15 protein-coding genes, 1 tRNA gene and 2 rRNA genes (1 of these 18 running past the window's edge) are annotated in these 16,719 nt (G+C 49.2%); 10 read left to right on the top strand and 8 right to left on the bottom strand.

The window, feature by feature from the left end:
* The 5 genes from DESPODRAFT_RS07695 to DESPODRAFT_RS07715 all read left to right on the top strand — a co-directional run.
* Positions 1-525: ribosomal RNA gene (locus DESPODRAFT_RS07695) — 23S ribosomal RNA — on the top strand (it extends 2,459 nt beyond the left edge of the window).
* A gap of 88 nt (positions 526-613) precedes the next feature.
* Positions 614-730 (top strand): 5S ribosomal RNA (gene rrf, locus DESPODRAFT_RS07700).
* Between the two features lie 151 nt (positions 731-881).
* Positions 882-966: transfer RNA gene (locus DESPODRAFT_RS07705), tRNA-Leu, on the top strand.
* Between the two features lie 282 nt (positions 967-1,248).
* Positions 1,249-1,503, top strand: coding sequence for an acyl carrier protein (locus tag DESPODRAFT_RS07710; protein WP_004072590.1), 255 nt, complete (start codon positions 1,249-1,251; stop codon positions 1,501-1,503).
* 63 nt (positions 1,504-1,566) lie between these two features.
* Positions 1,567-2,814 carry a beta-ketoacyl-[acyl-carrier-protein] synthase family protein gene (locus DESPODRAFT_RS07715; protein ID WP_004072592.1) on the top strand — a complete coding sequence of 416 codons (1,248 nt, stop codon included), beginning with the start codon at positions 1,567-1,569 and terminating at the stop codon, positions 2,812-2,814.
* A 217-nt stretch (positions 2,815-3,031) separates the two neighbouring features.
* On the opposite strand, the gene DESPODRAFT_RS07720 is transcribed toward DESPODRAFT_RS07715, so the two are convergent.
* From DESPODRAFT_RS07720 to DESPODRAFT_RS07740, 5 genes are all read right to left on the bottom strand, one after another.
* Positions 3,032-4,303 (bottom strand): B12-binding domain-containing radical SAM protein, encoded by a 1,272-nt coding sequence (locus tag DESPODRAFT_RS07720; protein WP_004072594.1) that lies wholly within the window; start codon positions 4,301-4,303, stop codon positions 3,032-3,034.
* A 6-nt stretch (positions 4,304-4,309) separates the two neighbouring features.
* Entirely contained in the window at positions 4,310-5,026 is a 717-nt protein-coding gene (locus tag DESPODRAFT_RS07725; RefSeq protein ID WP_004072595.1) for a hypothetical protein, read from the bottom strand.
* On the bottom strand, positions 5,023-5,649 hold the full coding sequence (locus tag DESPODRAFT_RS07730; protein WP_004072598.1) for an outer membrane lipoprotein carrier protein LolA: 627 nt from the start codon (positions 5,647-5,649) through the stop codon (positions 5,023-5,025). The genes DESPODRAFT_RS07725 and DESPODRAFT_RS07730 overlap by 4 nt, the downstream gene beginning before the upstream one ends.
* Positions 5,649-6,386 carry a 3-oxoacyl-ACP reductase FabG gene (fabG, locus tag DESPODRAFT_RS07735; protein ID WP_004072600.1) on the bottom strand — a complete coding sequence of 246 codons (738 nt, stop codon included), beginning with the start codon at positions 6,384-6,386 and terminating at the stop codon, positions 5,649-5,651. Before fabG ends, DESPODRAFT_RS07730 begins: the two co-directional genes overlap by 1 nt.
* Positions 6,387-6,448: 62 nt before the next feature.
* Positions 6,449-6,874 carry a hotdog family protein gene (locus tag DESPODRAFT_RS07740; RefSeq protein WP_004072602.1) on the bottom strand — a complete coding sequence of 142 codons (426 nt, stop codon included), beginning with the start codon at positions 6,872-6,874 and terminating at the stop codon, positions 6,449-6,451.
* A gap of 223 nt (positions 6,875-7,097) precedes the next feature.
* Between DESPODRAFT_RS07740 and DESPODRAFT_RS07745 the strand changes: the two genes are divergently transcribed.
* From DESPODRAFT_RS07745 to DESPODRAFT_RS07770, 5 genes are all read left to right on the top strand, one after another.
* Complete coding sequence (locus DESPODRAFT_RS07745; RefSeq protein WP_004072604.1) at positions 7,098-7,538, top strand: MlaD family protein; 441 nt, start codon at positions 7,098-7,100, stop codon at positions 7,536-7,538.
* 105 nt (positions 7,539-7,643) lie between these two features.
* Positions 7,644-9,155 carry a nickel-dependent hydrogenase large subunit gene (locus DESPODRAFT_RS07750; protein WP_004072606.1) on the top strand — a complete coding sequence of 504 codons (1,512 nt, stop codon included), beginning with the start codon at positions 7,644-7,646 and terminating at the stop codon, positions 9,153-9,155.
* Between the two features lie 55 nt (positions 9,156-9,210).
* Positions 9,211-10,143 carry a hydrogenase small subunit gene (locus DESPODRAFT_RS07755; RefSeq protein ID WP_004072624.1) on the top strand — a complete coding sequence of 311 codons (933 nt, stop codon included), beginning with the start codon at positions 9,211-9,213 and terminating at the stop codon, positions 10,141-10,143.
* Positions 10,140-11,786 carry a methyl-accepting chemotaxis protein gene (locus tag DESPODRAFT_RS07760; protein WP_004072626.1) on the top strand — a complete coding sequence of 549 codons (1,647 nt, stop codon included), beginning with the start codon at positions 10,140-10,142 and terminating at the stop codon, positions 11,784-11,786. The genes DESPODRAFT_RS07755 and DESPODRAFT_RS07760 overlap by 4 nt, the downstream gene beginning before the upstream one ends.
* Positions 11,787-12,128: 342 nt before the next feature.
* Positions 12,129-12,827, top strand: coding sequence for a cytidylate kinase-like family protein (locus tag DESPODRAFT_RS07770; RefSeq protein WP_004072628.1), 699 nt, complete (start codon positions 12,129-12,131; stop codon positions 12,825-12,827).
* A gap of 150 nt (positions 12,828-12,977) precedes the next feature.
* Here the strand turns inward: DESPODRAFT_RS07770 and DESPODRAFT_RS07775 are convergent, their stop codons facing one another.
* The 3 genes from DESPODRAFT_RS07775 to DESPODRAFT_RS07785 form a co-directional block, all read right to left on the bottom strand.
* Positions 12,978-13,898, bottom strand: a complete 921-nt coding sequence (locus tag DESPODRAFT_RS07775) for a SufB/SufD family protein (RefSeq protein WP_004072630.1) — start codon at positions 13,896-13,898, stop codon at positions 12,978-12,980.
* Positions 13,879-14,640, bottom strand: a complete 762-nt coding sequence (locus tag DESPODRAFT_RS07780; RefSeq protein ID WP_004072632.1) for an ABC transporter ATP-binding protein — start codon at positions 14,638-14,640, stop codon at positions 13,879-13,881. The genes DESPODRAFT_RS07775 and DESPODRAFT_RS07780 overlap by 20 nt, the downstream gene beginning before the upstream one ends.
* 373 nt (positions 14,641-15,013) lie before the next feature.
* On the bottom strand, positions 15,014-16,717 hold the full coding sequence (locus tag DESPODRAFT_RS07785; protein WP_004072633.1) for an ABC transporter ATP-binding protein: 1,704 nt from the start codon (positions 16,715-16,717) through the stop codon (positions 15,014-15,016).
* Positions 16,718-16,719 lie beyond the last annotated feature (2 nt).

Here is a 16,719-nt window from a genome sequence, read left to right on the forward strand (position 1 = left end):
CGAAAGTAGGTCTTAGTGATCCGGCGGTTCTGAATGGAAGGGCCGTCGCTCAACGGATAAAAGGTACGCCGGGGATAACAGGCTTATCGCCCCCAAGAGTTCACATCGACGGGGCGGTTTGGCACCTCGATGTCGGCTCATCACATCCTGGGGCTGGAGCAGGTCCCAAGGGTTTGGCTGTTCGCCAATTAAAGTGGTACGTGAGCTGGGTTTAAAACGTCGTGAGACAGTTTGGTCCCTATCTTTCGTGGGCGCAGGATATTTGAGGAGATCTGATCCTAGTACGAGAGGACCGGATTGGACCAACCAATGGTGTTCCAGTTGTCGTGCCAGCGGCATTGCTGGGTAGCCAAGTTGGGTAAGGATAACCGCTGAAAGCATCTAAGCGGGAAGCCAACTTCAAGATTAGATATCCCATCTTTATGACTGAAGACCCCTTGAAGACTACAAGGTTGATAGGCTGGGTGTGTAAGCATGGCAACATGTTGAGCTTACCAGTACTAATAGGTCGTGAGGCTTAGCCACTTTTTTCCACGAATAAATTTAGACTCTTTGATAGAGCAACATAGCAAGCTTGATTTTTACTGCAACAGATTAAATAATTCCAGTTTAATCCGGTGACAATGGCAAAGAGGTCACACCCGTACCCATCTCGAACACGGAAGTTAAGCTCTTTAGCGTCGATGGTACTGCATGGGAGACTGTGTGGGAGAGTAGAACGTCGCCGGATTATTTTTCAAAAAGGCGCTGATTATCATTACGTATGATTCTCAGGGCCTTTTTTACTATAGCCTGTACTTATTTTTATTTTATATATCAGCCTTGACATTAGGGTAGTTTTTTAATTATAGATAACGATCTAAATTTTGTGTTTTTTCTTTGCCGAAGTGGTGGAACTGGTAGACACGCTAGACTTAGGATCTAGTGCCGCAAGGCGTGGGGGTTCAAGTCCCTTCTTCGGTACCATATAGAAAGGACGGGGGTTTCAAGAGTTTTAGGACTCATATTGAAACCCCTTTCTTTTTGGATACAATTAAGCGGGGGGGGGAAGAATGGAGTGCTTCCAAAAGGCATTTAAAATAGATATGAGCTATAGCATGCGATTTTTCTGAGAGTACCATGGATAATGTTTTCATTCACAATGACTTATGGTGATGACTATATCCTTTGGAACTGAACTGTTAGAATGAAAACAACCTTCGGCAGGAGCGTTCGAAGAATCATCAGAAGAGCAAAGGACGATAGAAAATGGATCGAGAAGAAATACAGGCCACCATTATTAATTTCATTGAAACCAATTTTGAAATGTCCGATGTTGGACTTGACGATGACCTTAATGCCGTCCACGGCTTTGACAGTATTGATGCCATAGAGTTACTCCGGGAAATTGAGACATTGATGAAAACCAAACTGACCCGAGATGAGGAAGAGGCCGCCATGACCATACGAACCGTCAACGAGATCGTTGATTTTATTGAAAAGGCCATGGCTGAAAGGGCTTAAGGTCCCCTGATTGTCTGATTATATCCTGATGCATTGAAATTTTGAAATGATGATTGAATATTTATGGAAAGACGAGTTGTCATAACCGGATCTTCAGGCATAACGCCCATTGGCTGCAGCAAGGCGGATATCCTTAAACACCTTGAGAGCGGCACATCTGGTGTTGGCCGGATCAGGGACGATGAACTTCTGGTTGAGCAACTGAATACGAACGTGTTTGGAACGGTGGACGAGGAGCTGGCGTACGACTTTCCAAGAAAATATCGCAAAACTATGGGACCGGTCTCCCTTGCAGCCTGCAGGGTTGTGGATGATGTCATCAAACAGTCAGGGCTTGACAGGACATTTCTTTCTTCGGGAAGAGTCGGGGTTTCCTTTGGGTCTTCTCACGGGTCCACCGTTGTTCTCAAAAAAGTGTACCAGGCCTGCTTTAATGCGCAATCCACTGACATGTTCTCCCTTTCGGCCGCAGATTATCTGAAATCAATGGTCCATACCACCGCCGTCAACATTACCCGGATGTTTGGGATAACAGGGCGGGTCATCAGTTCTCCGTCAGCCTGCACCACCAGCAGCCAGTCTATCGGGTTCGGGTATGAGATGATTAAATTCGGAGTGCAGGACGCAATGATCTGCGGCGGTTCCGAAGAGTACGATACCACCACGGTGGCTGTATTTGATAATCTGCTGGCCTGTTCCACCCATTATAATGACACCCCGCATAAAACGCCCCGCCCCTTTGATGCCGAACGAGACGGGCTGGTGGTGGGCGAGGGCGCCGGCGCGGTTATGCTGGAGGAATTTGAATCTGCCAGAAAACGGGGTGCGATAATTCTTGGGGAGGTGATCGGGTTCTCCACCAATAATAACGGCGGCAACCTTATCATGCCTGATCTTGCCGGAGTCACCCAGGTGCTTGAGATGGGCTTAGAAAATGCCCAGATCAATGCGGACCAGATTGATTTTATCAGTGCACATGCCACGGCGACCCGTATCGGGGACGTGATCGAGGCCCGGGCCATTAACAATGTCTATGGAAACAAACCATGGGTCAGCGGATTGAAAAGTTACATGGGACACACCATCGCAGCCTGCGGTGTGATCGAAACCATTCTCACCCTTTATATGATGGAAAAAGGATTTATTGTTCCCACGCTCAATCTGGATCAGGTGGATGACCGCTGCGCCATGATCCGCCATACGCCACAGTTGATGGAAACAAATATCCAGTATGCCGCTGTCCAGAATTTTGCCTTTGGCGGCATTAACACCAGCCTGATTCTTAAGCGATTTCCCCGTAACGACAAGTAAGGGAGTTGGCCGTTTTTGAATTTCCGATTTTGTGTTATGCTTGCCGCTCAACTCGAAGGGAATCACCCTATGCACAAAGGAGAAAGCAGAACTTGAAAAGCGCCTTGATCGTTCTATCCAGCTTCCTCAGTGGGATATTACTATTGGACCATTAACGGTAAATTGAGATCGGCCAAGTCCCTTAATATCGGCGGTCAGCAGTATAATGTAACGGATATCAGCGTTGTTGACCTGCGGGCCGCCCAAACGCGGAGCGCACGAGATTCCGGTTTCTCGGTTGATAGGTATTATCCGCTTTTTCCTTTTGGATGACCGTTTTTAACAGTTTATACATTTTGATATTTTGGGGTTCATCCTGGTAAAAGGCGTCCCAGGAATACTGGAGAAGTTCCTGCAGGCGCTCCGGGGCCATGTTTTTGGGCTGAAATACCACTTTGTCCGCAGAATACTCATCCCAGTCATAGGATAGAATTCTTTTCTGGCTGTTTAGCTCTTCCCACGCCCGGGTGTGGGGGAACGGCGTCAGAAGCGTAAATTCAGCCAGATCAAGATCAATTTCCAAAAGAAAATCAATGAGTCTTTTGATGGAGTCTTCTGTGTGGTGGTCAAGGCCTAGAAGGATGGTCCCCTCTACACCGATGCCGTAATCATGGTAGCGTTTGATCCTGTCCCGGATTAAATCCGAGGTGTCGAATACAGCCTGGTAAACATACCAGGCGCCGGCCTGGGCTGCCAGGTCCAGCACCTTGGGGTCGTTTTCAATGGGGTGGCAGCACCATTTCTTCTTTAGCGGGATCATCTCCCGGAAAAGGTCCATTTCCCACTGCTTGTCCTGGGCCAGGGAATTGTCCACAATAAAGAGCCGGTTGTTGTCAATTGAGGCCAGCTCTTCAATGGTTTTGTCGATGGGTCTGGGTCTGAATTTTCGTCCCCCTAAATAGGCCACGGCGCAGGGGTAGCAGTTAAATCTGCATCCCCGGGAGGCATGGACCAGATCCACCATCTGCACCCCTTTGTAGTTGTACAGGTCCCGTTCAAGAATATCCCTCCTGGCCGGTCCCACGCTTTCAATGGGTGGCTGTGAAGAAAGATAATCATACACCGGGGCCAGGCAGTTTTTCTTTAAGTCATCAAAAAGCTTCTCCATCCGGCCTTCAGCCTCTCCAAGAAACACGGCATCCACCTGGCCTGTCATCTGTTCTGCATGGAGCATGGTGGCAATGCCCCCGGCAATAACCGGAATCCCTTTGGACCTAAATTTTTTTGCAATGGCAATGCCGCGGTTGATCTGGATGGTAAGCATCATGGAGAGTGCAACCACGTCCACCTGTTCATCATAGTCAATGGTCTGGACATTTTCATCAATAAACTGGACGTCGATATAGTCGGGCAGGGCTGCCGCAAACACAACAGGTCCATGGGGGGGCAGATGGAATTCGGTCTGCCGGTCAAGTTTTGTCCATCTGGGATAGATCAGTTTCAGTTTCATCTATTGTCACCGCAGGGGTTGGGTGTTCGAGATTAAATTCGCGTCTGTCAGAGTCATGGTTAAAGTGTATCGTGATGGAAATGCCGCGGTCAAGGTTATAGATTTTGGGAAAACAGGGGACCGGCGGTTTGTGGTTGCTTTGGGAAATATATATTTAACCCAGCGTTTGATCCGATGGCTGCCGGTCCTTAAGTTCTGGGTCCAAATGGTCCTGTCCGGGGAGATGACAATGTCTATTGTCCCGCCGTCAGGTTCTGAAAACCTTAAGATAGTATTTTTATTTTCAAGCTTTCCCCAGGCATCAAGTCGGCCCCGGGGGGTGAAAAAGATAAGCTCAATGTCCGATATCAGACCCCGGGCAAGGGCCTGACTGTCAAAGGGGGGAATGCCCCGGTGAATTGTGAACGCTTCAGCGGTGTGGTCGGCTTCAAAAAGAACCAGTCCCTCCAGGGTCATGATCACACAATGGATGGCGCGGTGCCGGGGGTGGATATTTACAACACCCATGAGCATGGCCGAATGGTTGCCCGCCATAGTCAACTCTATGGCATGGACGAACTGAAACGAATCGGTCGGGAACAGTGTGTTCAATTCGCGTGAAAAGCTTTCTTTGTCCAGGGCAGCACAATTATCCGGGGATACAATGGGCGGCAGACCAGCACACCCTGCGCTAATTAAAAAAGTAAATACAAAGAGATATTCCAGCGCCGTTTTAAGTCTCATTTCGGGGCGGCAAATACGTCAGGGTTAATGTCTTCATTGAGTGTCGCTTTTTCAAATCGAAGACGGGTGTAAGAATCTTGGTTTTCCCGGATAATGACCTCTTTAAACACGCCCGGCTGTTCGGACAGAACCAAAACGATCTCCTGGATAAAACTGCTTATGGCTTTCTCCTTTGGAACCAGGATGATTCTGCCGGGCTCCGGCGCCTCTTCAATAGTCGCATCGAAAACCTTTGTGTTGAAATCGCCCTTCAGCCATTGGCTGATTTCATCCATGACAACGGTCATGGCACCCATGGCCGAAGCATTGTCCCGGATAAATGTGTTCTCTTTTTGTATATAGCGAGAAACGCTTTTTCCCTGCATGATAAGGACATTTTTGATGGGTTCCCGGTACTCAAATCTGAGTGCGTCCGGGCTCTGGAAACGGATACTTCCTTTGGAAACCAGGGGTTTTACCAGGATTTTCATGTGCTTTTCCTGGATAAAATCGGCACTGATTGACCGGATGGTACCGGCCGCCTCCTGGATATCCGCCAGGGACGCTGCATTTGCACCAACTGAAATCACGGCCGCCATCAGTACGGTGGCCGCCCCCAGGAAAAGTCTTTTTTTTATAAACATTAGAACATGCCGCCGTTGACCGAGATCACCTGGCCGGTGATGTAGGACGCATCCTCTGAACACAGGAATTTAACCACCCGTGCCACCTCCTCGGGCTGTCCCACCCGCGCCATGGGAATCATGGTTTTGACATTGGCCAGGGGCAAATCCTTGGTCATATCGGTTTCGATGAGTCCTGGCGCCACAACATTGATTCGAATGCCAAGCCGTGCCACTTCGGCTGCAATGCTGCGGCTGGCGCCGATGAGTCCTGCTTTTGCTGCACTGTAATTGGCCTGTCCCCGGTTTCCTGTCAGGCCGGACAAAGATGCGATGGAGACAACAACCCCGCGTTTCTGACGCACCATTTTTTTCAGGATCGGTTTTGTTATATTGTAAAAGCCGTCAAGGCTGGTCCGGATCACCTTGTCCCAGCTTTCTTCCTTCATCATGATAAACAGACCGTCATCAACGATCCCTGCATTGTTTACCAGTGCATCAATGGTTTCGCACCGGTCCACGATGTTGTCAATTGCGGCTTTGGATTGTTCCCTGTCCGTCACATCAAACTGCATGATCTCTCCATGGGAACCGGCTGCCCGGACCTGCTCAAGGGTGTGGGCGGCCCCGTCTTTGTCCGAATGGTAATTTATAAAGGTGTAATACCCCTGCTTTGCAAGTTCAATGGCGACGGCCCGGCCGATCCCCCGGCTTGCGCCTGTGATGACGGCCGTTTTTGTATCTGTTTTCTGAGACATGGAAAGACTATCCTAACGTATGATTGATTCTCTTGTTTAATGATTGATCATTTAAAATTTTGTTATGCCGAGACGAGCTGCAACGTGATTTGCGCGGCAACGGTTTTATCCAAGGTTACGGTTCCGGTAACCTCCCTGAAATCTTCAAAGGAGAAGCTGTTCCGGGTCCGGGTGATGAGGGTTGCACCCACAGGAAGGCTGTCCATATGAAATACGGCGGATTTAACACCGGCAATCCATCCCATGGTGCCGTCTTCTTTCCCCCGGATTTGCAACCGGTGGATACTGTTGTTGACCCCGGCGGTTTGTGCAGCCAGTTCCACCATGACAATGGGGCTTACCGATCCCGCAGAGACAAGGGGCCAATCATCCGATACCACGGCAATAGACACGGTTGAGGCGTCATTCACCTCAATAATACGTTCAATAAGGAGCATCCGGTTCCTGTGGGGAAGAAGATCTTTAATGGGTATTTCCTTAGGATTCATCCTGTGTCCTGTATTTCTTTGTCCGAAGGTAAACAGCTTTTGTTGATCTGAAAAAAAGTATAATTATACCGGCTTTTTATATCCGTGTAAAGTTACAAAAACAGCCCTGATCCACAATCAAAAGGCCTTTCTTCCTTTTTAGTTGTTTTTATTAATTTGATTTTGTAGGATAAAAAATAAATCAAATTTGATTCTGTCCAACAAAACAATTTAAGAGGTCTTCATGTATAGAAAATCGATTTTTATTTTGATGGTGGTACTCCCTTTTTTTCTAAACTGCGCGATGTTTTCGCCTAAAAATTTCTATTACGTTGTATTTGAAGATAATCCCAATGTTACAAATACTAAGATTTATTCAAAAGGCATAGAAATCGGAAAGATTTTGGATCACGAGCTTAGCAAAGAGAATAAACTGATTTTAACCATAGCCATAAAGAGCGATTATAAAGATTTAATTAAATCCGACACGGTTTTTTATGCTGATGACAATTCTCTTTTACTAAACGTCTCAGAGAGCGATACCCAGGCCCTGCCCGAAAAATCATTTATTCTGGGATTTGCATCGCAAACAAAGCTTGTCTGGTTTAAAGCAAAAAATACGCTGAAAGACTTTTCAACGGCAACGCAAAAGGAAATTCAGAAGATAATAGAATCATTCAAATAACGGTCATGGGCCCACCTGGCCTCTCAAGACTCGGACTCAACCCACAACAAAATATGAAAGTAATTTAACAACTTATTGGGGCTTTCATATACAAAGAGGCGCAGCATGAAAATCGATATTGGCCCTGTCACCCGGCTTGAGGGTCACCTCAATATTAATACAACCGTAGAAAACAATATCATCACCGATGCGAAAAGCATGGGGGAAATGTTCAGAGGGTTTGAAGTTTTCCTTCTGGGTCGAGATCCGCTTGACGCTCAGCAGATTACCCAGAGGATTTGCGGCGTATGCCCGTATGCCCATGCCATTGCCTCTTCTTATGCCCAGGAAGCGGCCTACCGGCTCAGGACACCGCCAAACGGCAGAATTCTTCATAACCTTATCCAGGGCGCCAACCATTTATACGACTATCTTTTACATTTTTATCAGCTCTCTGCCCTTGATTTTATCGATGTGACCGCTATTACGGGGTATACCGGCAAAGACCGTGACCTGACCCACTTGAAAGAGTGGGTCAACCACGCACTGGGCAGCGGAGACTCCCACCCGGCAGCGCCTTTTTTGCCCCGGCTGTCCGGAACTTATGTAACGGATGCGGACATAAATATCACCGCGTTAAAGCATTATGTGGAATCCCTTGAAATCCAGAAAAAAGCCAACCGGGCCTCTGCCATTTTCGGCGGCAGGTTTCCCCATGCCACGGGGATTTTTCCCGGCGGCTGCACCCGGCCGCCGGACATTGACGCCATCTCGTCTTATCAGGCGCTGATTCATGAGGTTAAGCATTTTATCCATCACAAGTACCTGCCCGATCTTCTGGCAGTTGCCGGCGCATTCCCGGAATACTGGCATATCGGCCAAAGCAAGGGCGGCTTCATGTCCTACGGCCTGCTGCCATTTGGGCCCGAACCGGACAGTCCCAGGCTCCTGTCGCCCGGCGTGCTTATTGACGGGAAAGTGGAAACGGTAAAAACAGGTGCCATTACCGAAGATGTTAAATTTGCCAAATACAGCTCCCCATCCGGTCTGAAAGTCACCCAGGGCCGCCTGACACCGGCTCCGCACAAAGAAGGGGCCTATTCCTGGGTAAAGGCGCCCCGGTATGGCGGGCATGTACTGGAAGTCGGACCGGCGGCAAGGATACTGGTGGATTATTTACAGGGCGGCAATGAAACCGTCAAGCAGCTGGTGGACCGGTTCGCCGGTATGGCGGACATTAGGCCGGAACAACTCAATTCGGTCCTGGGCCGCCACCTGTGCCGCGCCGTGTCTGCCGTCGTAATCGCCGATTTTCTTCTGGACCAGACCGAACAAATCAATCCGTCTGCGCCATTCATACCTGAGATAAAAATACCGGAAGCCGGGGAAGGCTTCGGCCTCACCGAGGCATCAAGGGGTGCCCTGCTTCATTATATCCGGATCAGAAACTATAAAATTGATCATTATGAATGTGTGGTGCCGACCACATGGAACTGTTCTCCCAGGGATGACACAGGCAGGCCCGGTGCATTGGAGTCCGCCCTCATCGGCACCAGGGTCGAAGATCCTGCCCAACAAATCGAGGCCAACCGGATTGTACACTCTTTCGATCCCTGTCTGGCCTGTGCCGTTCACTGATATGACACAACATCCCACACCCATGTTATACAGATAAGTTCGGAGGAAAAATTCCATGATAAATAGACGAGATTTTTTGAAACTGGCTGCCTGTCTCGGTGCCTCCCTTCCGATTGCCGGGTTCCCCTCCGCGGTCAAAGCCGCCCTGAAAACCATTGATCCCAAATCCGTGCCCAAGCTGATCTATCTTCAGGCACAATCTTGCACCGGGTGTTCCGTATCCCTGCTGCAGGCCGAAGCGCCCGGTGCGGTCTCCATGATTACCCAGTACTCCAAGCTGGTCTACCATCAGGATCTGTCGGCCGCATCCGGAAAACAGGTGCTGGATCTGATGAACGCTTATATCAGCGGGAATGCCGGGGATTATTTTCTGGCTGTGGAAGGGTCCATTCCCTTGGGGATGCCTGACGCCTGCGTCATTGGCGGAAAACCCATTGCAGACTACCTGAGTGCTGCCGCCCGAACCATGAGCGGTGCCGTTGCCATCGGCACCTGCAGTTCTTATGGAGGTATTCCGGCTGCTGAAGGCAACCTGACCGGCGCTGTCAGCCTGAACGATTTTTACAAAGCAATAAATAAAAAGCCGCTCCTGATCTCCATCCCAGGATGCCCGGTGCATCCTGACTGGGTTTGGAAAACCATTGTTCACCTGGTGAAAATCGGACTCCCGGAACTTACGGATACCCGACCGGCTGCTTTTTTCAGCCGGAAGGTCCATGAATTGTGTCCCCGGTACCATGACTTCCAGCAGGAGATTTTTGCTGAAAAACTGGGAGATCAAGGCTGTCTTTTTAAAATCGGCTGTCTGGGGCCGGACACATTTGCAGACTGCCCCACCCGCTGGTGGAACAGTGGACAGACCTGGTGCATTGATGCCAATGCACCTTGTATCGGCTGTGCATCGCCGATGTTTGCAAGGAAAAAAGATTTTCCGTTTTACCGTAACGCTGAAATCGTCATTCCTGGAATCCCAGGAGAAAAGTCATGAAAATTCGTTTGTTCGCCCGACTCTCCATTACCTATAAAATCATTCTCACGGTGGTTATTGTCTTGTTGATCTGTCTTGCTGCTTCCGTAGCGCTTTTAAATCGGTTTGTGGAAAACCAGATGCGACTGACCTACACCCAGTCCCTTCAGACCTTGTTCAACGCCTTTGAAGACGGTGTAAAAGGATCGCTTGAACGGGGCCAGATGAACAACTTCCAAAAACTGCTCCACCACCAAAAGGAAATCAACGGGGTGATAGAGGTCAATCTTTATGACCGGAAAGGCGCGGTCAATTTGTCGTCCAATGCATTGGACAAGGCAGAGCCTTTTCCGGAGGGATTATTGTCCCGCATCCGGGAAGAAAAGGCGCAAGTTGTGCAAAAACATGACAGCCGGCTTGTCATTTTCGGCCCCCAGCCCGTTGTTGCAGACTGTATCCGGTGTCATCCGACGTGGAAAAAAGGAGAAATCGGCGGCATTCTCTCGCTTGCATACGATCTTAGCGCCTTAAATACGGTTATCTCCAAACTCAAGTATTTTACCACTGCCGGATCAGTGATGCTTTTGTTTATTATGAGTTGTATGGTGTTTATTGCCATCCAGAGAATGGTCAAAAAACCAATTTTTAACGTTCTCAGCGGATTGAAGGATGCGGCTGAAGGCGACGGTGACCTGACCAAGAGGTTAAGCGTCGCTTCTGCAGATGAACTGGGCAGCCTTGCCAAGTGTTTCAATACCTTTGTTGAAAAACTGCAGGGGATTATCCGGGATATCGCAAACAATTCTGAAAAGCAGAATAGGTCATCCGCCGAGCTTCTTGAAATTTCAAAAAAGATGTCAGATGCCGCCGGTATAATGACCGAAAGGTCTAATGCCGTGGCAGCAGCGGCCGTCGATGTGAGCGACAACATGACCTCAACGGCAACGGCGGCTGAACAATCTTCCAACAATATCGAAATGGTCTCTTCTGCGGCTGAAGAGATGAGTACCATGATTGGCCAGATTGCCAAGAATACTGAAGAAACCCGCAAAAACAGCCACTACGCCGTCTCCAAAACCCAGAAAGCAACCGACAGCATTAAAAATCTTGAGCTGAGTGCCCATGAAATCGGAGATGTGGTTGAAACCATTAAAGATATTTCCGAACAAACCAAGCTGCTCTCCTTGAATGCGACCATTGAAGCTGCGCGCGCTGGTGAACGCGGCAAAGGCTTTGCCGTGGTAGCCAATGAAATTAAAACCCTGGCACAGCAAACCGCAGACGCCACCCATGAAATTCAGGGAAAAGTGCTCCGTATCCAGGACTCGACCCATCAGGCGATTTCAGAAATTTTAGAAATCAGCAATGCCATTGACAGTGTCAATGCCATGATCGACACCATCACCACCAGCGTGGAAGAACAGTCGGGCACTACGCGTGAAATTGCCGGCAATGTCAGCCAGGCAGCCTTGGGAATTCAAGAGGTTACCCGTAATGTAATGGAAAGTTCAAAAAAAGTTCAGAAAATTGCAAGTGATATTGACGATGTTCACCAGGCAGCCCGTGGCATGTCGGACAGAAGTTCGGAAATAAACGCAAGTGCGGACCGCCTCAGTCAGATATCCAAAACCCTGAAAACATCGGTGGATCAATTTAAAACCTAATTTTTTTCGCCCGGGCTTTGGGGGGTTTGTATAATATTTCGCCAAATGAGATAATGTCGTCTGAGTAATGAGATACACTTAAGCCGGCCTGTCGCGCAAATCCGGTCCCATGCAAAACCGGAATTGATTTTATAGTGAACAAGGATTATGATATTTACATCATTCATTAAAATGCAGTGGGGCTTGGTTCTATTTTCGCCCACTATTAGTCATTATCATAAAATGAGAGATGAAGTTTGATAAAATATCAACATGCTGAGGTTGATCCATCAAAATTTGTAGGCCTTCAGGCACGAATGTAAATTTATCTAACCCCCGGTATGCCCGGGAAAGGAGGGGTTCATGACCAGGTCCATTCATAAGATGATCGATGAACAGATTAAACGGTGGGAAATGCAAAAGAAGCAGGGCGTAAGCCCGGTGGATACCTGCAATGTGATTACCATTTCAAGGCAACGTGGCAGCCGTGGACATGAGGTGGCTGAAGCACTTGCCAAAGCGTTGGGCTTTGACCTGTTTGACTATGAAATCGTTGAAGGTATGATCAAGGAGACCAAGGATTCTTCTGATAGAAGTAAGACTCTAGTTGAAACTGATAGGGCCAAGACTCTGCTTGACACCCTTGATGAGAAGAAAATGAGTATTGTGGATGACCTGATTGCCGCATTGGTCCACAAACACCATCTATGGCCTGACGAGTATTCAAAAATTCTGCTTCGGGTACTCAATACAATCGGCAGTCACGGCAATGCCGTTATTCTGGGCAGGGGAGGCAATTTTGTCTTAAAAGACACTAACGCCTTAAGGGTGAGAATCGTTGCCTCTGATGACATGCGCTGCAAGGTGGTACAGAAGGACAAGGGGCTGAGCGCGGATGATGCCAAGAAACTGATGGTCAGCATTGATGCCAACAGGAGGGCCTTTATCAGGCGGTATTTTAATGCTGATACTCAGGATCCGGCCAACTACGACCTGGTTTTAAACACAGATAAGATATCCGTGGAAAAGGCGGTCAGCATTATCCAGGCGGCCTTGGCTTAAGTTATTGTTCTTGTTATTGTTCATAGAAATTCACTAAGCACCGGCGTTTCTAATGTAGGGGATTGGGAAAATTCCAATCCCCTTTGAGTTTTTTGTAGGTTTTATTTTTTTAGGATAAAAAATCAAACATCTACCGGCCAGCCATAGCCGTTACTTCAGAAAACCCCGGATGATTCTGTCCACGGCTTCATCGTAAGTGAGCCCTAAGCTCATCAGTTTGATCAGTTGATCATTGGCGATTTTCCCGATGGATGCTTCATGGGTTAACTCTGCGTCCGGGTGCAGGGCGCGTAAGGCCGGCACCGTTTCATTCATGCCGTTGCCCATAATGATGGCGTCACATTCGATATGGCCAAAGCTTTTGGCTCTTGCTTCCACGTTGGCGTAGAAATCCTGTTTGGAGTTCTCTTTGATTACGGACCGGGATACCAGGTTTGTCTTACTGTGATGACCCTTGAGGATAATATTGTTTTCAGAGATGGCTATCTGGTGCCCTTCCGTCAATATACGTTCGGTGACAAAAAGGGAGCTGCCTGCGCCCAGTTCCGCTTCATTCACCCGCTTTGCCTCGTCCACGCCGCCTATCTGGGTCAGTTCCATCTCCACCACGGCGTTTTCGTCCAGATAAACCTTTGTGGTGGGATTCAGGCTTCGCTTACCTTTTCCTTCACCTGTGGCAACGTGTTTTTCCTGGTAGCGGATGGTGGCGTTTTTACCCACCCGGAATTCATGGATGCCTTCGTGGCCTTCTGGCCTGTTTCCTGAGCAGTGGATGCCGCATCCGGCAACGATGGTGACATCGGCGCCTTCCCCAATGATAAAGGTATTGTATACCACGTCATGCAGGCCGGCCTGGTTGAGTATTACCGGGATGTGTACCGATTCGTTGATTACGCCCGGTTTGACGGTTACCACAATACCGGTACCATCTTCATTGGGTTCAATGTTAATATTTTCCGACACCGCACGTGATAAAAGGTTTCCGTTTTTCCGGATATTGAATGCACCTTTGGGAATGCCGTCCAGGCCCGCCACTGCCTTTAATAAATTTTTATCTATAGCATCTAGCATCGATATCTCCTTCACATAGATTTGCGTATCCGCAAACACTTAAATCGCTTAGCAGCGGCATGGCACCTTCCAGATCCCCGGTATATGCAATCTGACCTTTCTTTATGAGCAGCAGGCAGTCTGCTGCTGCAAGGAACGCCTTATTGTGACTGACGACAATGGTTGTTGTCCCGTTGTCGGTGATCTGCCGTTTTATCAGTCGAACCATGGGATCTATGGTCCAAAGATCTATGCCCGTGTCCGGCTCATCATAGATCGCCAGGCCGGGATTTCGGGCAATGGTGGTGGCAAGTTCGATCTTTTTTATCTCGCCGCCGGAAAGTTTTGAATCTACGGGCTTGTCGAGAAAATCCAGGGAGCAGAACCCCACCCGGGCCAGGATATCCATCAGTTTCCCTTCGTCATCAGTGCCGGCGGCAATGGATAGAAGATCCCTGAACGTCACCCCCTTGAACCGGGCTGATTGCTGAAATCCATAAGCGATTCCCTGTCTGGCCCGCTCGGTAATGGTCATGTCCGTGATATCCTGGCCATTGTATATGATCTGGCCCCGGGTGTTTTTGTTAATCCCCATGATAGTTTTGGCAAGGGTGGTCTTTCCTCCGCCGTTGGGACCGGTAATGCCGTAAAACTTACCTTTTTCAAAGGTAAAGCTGATACCGTCAAGAATGGTTTTTTGGGCCAATCCGTTTCCCGCCTCTTCGTCGGGTACGGTAAAATATATATCTTTAAGTTCCAGCATCTTTTCCCTCTCTTGCTGATATTTAGTTAATCTATTTTATGCGTTTACCATATCAAAAGTAATGCAGAAATTTTAAAAAAAAGGCTAAAATAGTTGTTTGATAATAACTGATTTGAATTACCTAATAAACTATTATTTATTGTTTGAATCAATTTTGATGTTATATTTCGATTTGGTTCGGAAGCTGGTCGAATTTGACCACCTCCCCCCAAAGCATCATCCCAATCTGCTTTGTTTTCCCAATAAATATGGCATTGAGAATGGCTTCCGATTTATCAAAGACCCTTTATTCCATTGCCCAGCGTCGCATGCGGAATGAATTGAAGGGCCTTGAAACGACACTGCCCAATCAGATTGGGAAACCTGTTGAAAATCAAACTCTTCGCTGGATCTTAAATGTAATTTCAGATGGATCTGTTGATTCAAACACCTCATATCCGGCACCTTTGGCCACAATTTTTCCCTGGTCAAGCACATAGGCCCGGTCGGCAATTTTTCGCGTCAGGTGAATATCATGGGAAATAAAAAGCATGGAGAATCCTTGCTTGTGCTGAAGGCCTTTGAGCATGCGCAAGAGATGGGCCTGGGCAGACGGGTCCAGCATGGCGGTGATTTCATCGGCGATGAGCAGCACAGGATCGGTGACCAGGGCTCTTGCCACGCTGACCCGCTGGCGCTGGCCTCCGCTTAACGCATGGCAGGGCTGGTTCAGAAACCCTGTATCCCGGGACAGGTGTACCAGGGGCAGGGCGGCAAGGGCCTTTTCATCCCTGTCTTGTTGGGTTTTCCACCCCATGATGTCCAACGGTTCCCGGACAGCCTCCAGGACCGTCAGCCTGGGACTCACGGCCTGGGTCGGGTCCTGGAATACCAGCTGCATGCCGTTCATGCATGAGGTGGCACGGTTGTCCGTCAAGGGCGTTCCCTGGAAGATCACCCGGCCTTTATCCGGTATTTCCAGGGCCACCAGCAGATGGGCCAGTGTGGATTTTCCCGATCCTGAAGGGCCCACAAGCGCCACGACCTCTCCGAATTTAATCGTGATATCCGCCTGGTGAACCGCCTTGACGGCAGTGCCGTTCAGGTCAAATGTTTTTTCAAGTCCCCGGGCCTCGAGTACCGTGGTGATACCGCCTTTATGGCAGGCCACCTGCCTGCTTTTGCCTGCTTCAACAAGGGGCGGCCGGCGGGTGCTGCAGTTCGGGCCGTGCTGGACACAGCGCGGACAAAAGGGGCAGCCGGAGACGCTGCCGGGGGATGGCGGGGTGCCGGCAATCCCCCAAAGATCTTTGTAGCCGTAAAATTCAGGACAGGCATTAATCAGCCCCCGGGTATAGGGGTGGCAGGGGTCGGCCAGCACTGCCTGGGTGGGTCCGGCTTCAATAACCTGGCCTGCATACAGGGTGACAATATTTTCGGTCATCCTGGCAATGGCCGGCATGGCATGGGAGATCAGAATCATGGCAAACCCCAGGTGCTGCTGGAGTGTAACAATCAGATCCGCCATGGCAGATGCGGCGGCTGGATCCAGGGCAGTGAAGGGTTCGTCTACTATGAGCAGATCCGGACTGCAGGCAACGGCCATGGCAATGAGTACCCGCTGGCGCATGCCGCCGGATAACTGGTGGGCGTATGCATTTTGCCAAACCGGCTCCAGACCGGCCTGCTTAAAGAGGCTGGCTGTCTGTTGACTGGCTACCGCCCGATTAAGGCCCAAGTGACGGATCAGGGTTTCGGCTACCTGTTCTCCCACCGTAATAACCGGATTGAACACTTCCTGGCTGTTTTGGAAAACCAGGGCAATGCGGTTCCATCGGAATTTCGCAAGCTCCTTTTCTTTCAATCCGGTCAGCTCAACGCCGTTGAAGCGGATATCGCCTGTGATTCGGGCGGATTTGGCAAGGCCCATGACCGCCATGGCAAGGCTGGTTTTGCCGCACCCGGATTCCCCGATCAGTCCCAGGGTTTTACCCGGGGCCAGGGAGAGGTTGACCCGGTCCAGAACAGGGATTACCAAGTCGTTCTGCCTGTATTCAAGGCATAGATCATTGATTTCCAGAAGTGGTTCAAGCGTCAATG

Origin of the sequence: Desulfobacter postgatei 2ac9, from assembly GCF_000233695.2 — a bacterium.
GTDB classification, from domain to species: domain Bacteria; phylum Desulfobacterota; class Desulfobacteria; order Desulfobacterales; family Desulfobacteraceae; genus Desulfobacter; species Desulfobacter postgatei.